This window comes from Streptomyces calidiresistens, from assembly GCF_014141525.1.
Lineage (GTDB): Bacteria > Actinomycetota > Actinomycetes > Streptomycetales > Streptomycetaceae > Streptomyces > Streptomyces calidiresistens.
On sequence record NZ_VKHS01000938.1, the window covers coordinates 1 to 1,898 of the forward strand.

Below are 1,898 nucleotides of genomic sequence, written 5' to 3' on the forward strand. Positions count from 1 at the left end.
CGGTGGGGGTCGGCACGGTGGGGGCGGCCGGCGCGGACGGACGGGTGCGGGGCCGTGCCGCGGCCCCCCTGCCCCGGTGGGTCCGGGGGACCGCGGCACGTTCGGTCCGGCTCACTCGGGGTCGCCGAAGAACCACTGCTCGGGGGCGGCCGGCGCGGGGGTGTTGAAGGTGGAGGCGTCCGGCAGGGGGCCGCCGACGTTGTGCAGGCGGTTGCTGACGATGCCGTATCCGCTGGAGACGCGGACGGTGCCGATCACCCAGAACTGCTCCCGGGCGATGTCGAGGATCTCCCGGAAGAGGTCGTCCCGGCGCTGCTCGTCCGGTTCGGCGAGCATCTCGTCGTACAGCTCGATCTGGCGGCGGGGGATCTCCGGCGGCTCCTCGGTGTCGGCGTCGGCTCCCTGGCCGCGGGTGCGGTACCAGTTGGCCCAGTGGCGTGCCCAGTCGGAGCCGGCGTTGACGGGGTGGGGGAGGTACCACAGGGGGTAGGTGACCTCGTCGCCGCGCCCGCCGTCGCCGGTCCACACGCTCGCGTCGTGCCGGTTGTCGCCGAGGCGGACCTCGAAGTTCTCCCGGGGCATGGGGTTGATCAGGGTGCGGATGCCGACGGCCTCCCAGTGCCGGGCGACCTGCTCCATGGCCTGGACCCAGATGGTGACCACCGCGTCCTCGGCGACGTCCACGGTGATGGAGATGGGCTGCCCGTCCGGGCGCAGTCGCCATCCGTCGGAGTCGCGGGCGTCGTAGCCGAGGGAGTCGAGGATCTCGTTGGCCAGGTCGGGGTCGTACTCCAGGTACTGGGTGGCGAACTCCTCGTCCCGGAAGCGGGATTCGGGGGTGGGGGCGACCTGGTGGGGTTCGCCCTGGCGCTGCCAGACGGCGTTGATGAGTTCCTGCCGGTCGATGGCGTGCGAGAGGGCGACCCGGAAGTCCTTCTGCTGATAGACCTCGCGCACCGCGTCGTCGGCGTGGTTGAGGTTGAGCGAGATGACCATCTCGGTGCTGTAGGTCGACTCGTACTCGATGAAGCGGTAGCCGCCGCGGTCCTGCGTCTCGGCGAGGACCGGGCGGTTCTCCATGGAATTGAAGTGGCGGCTGTGGAAGTCGAAGTCGCCGTTCTGGGCCCGCAGCAGCATGGTCTCGGCCTCGGGGACCACGTCGTAGCGGACCTCGTCGATGTACGGCAGCTGGGAGCCGTCGGGGTCGGTCTTGAAGTAGTAGGGGTTGCGCTCGAAACGGGCGACGGTGCCGGTGTCCAGGGGGTCGACGCAGATCCAGGCCTTGAGGCTGGGCAGGTCGGGGTTGGTCCACAGGACGCCCCAGTCGTTGCCCAGGTGGTTGAAGTGCTCCTGCCAAGTGTTGAACCCGGCCTCGCGGGCGCGGCGTTCGGCGTCCTCGGCGAAGTCCCCGTGGAACTGCTCCAGGTAGTGCCGGGGGTAGGCGACCAGGCGGTCGCCGTCCACCTGGCGGGCCATGTCGGAGAGGAAGAGGGCGTTGGAGCCGGTGAAGCGGACGATGAAGGTGTGATCGTCGACGATCTCCAGTTCCATCGGGTCCTCGCCGCGGGCGAGGGTGGGCGGGTGCCCCTGGACGAGATCGCGGTTGAGGACGACGTGTTCGTAACCGAAGAGCACGTCGGCGGTGGTCAGCGGTTCGCCGTCGGACCAGCGGTGGCCGGCGCGCAGCGTGATGACGTACTCGGAGGCGTCGTCGTTGGGGGTGATGGACTCGGCGACGTTGGGGACCTGGCCGGTCCAGTCGCGGGTGAAGCGCATCAGCGGTTCGTAGCCGATGGTGCGGTGCAGCCAGGGACCGTCGGCGCCGCCGGTGACGGCCGAGCGCCAGGTGCCGCCGTAGGCGCCGATCCGGTCGGTGGGGGTGACGACCAGGGGGTTGG

The 1,898-nt window shown here is 70.4% G+C and carries 1 protein-coding gene; it reads right to left on the bottom strand.

Translation table 11 applies throughout. The features are described 5' to 3' along the window. Positions 1-111 precede the first annotated feature (111 nt). Positions 112-1,898 (bottom strand): ABC transporter substrate-binding protein (locus tag FOE67_RS24325; RefSeq protein WP_182666978.1); only part of this gene is annotated, 1,787 nt, incomplete at its 5' end.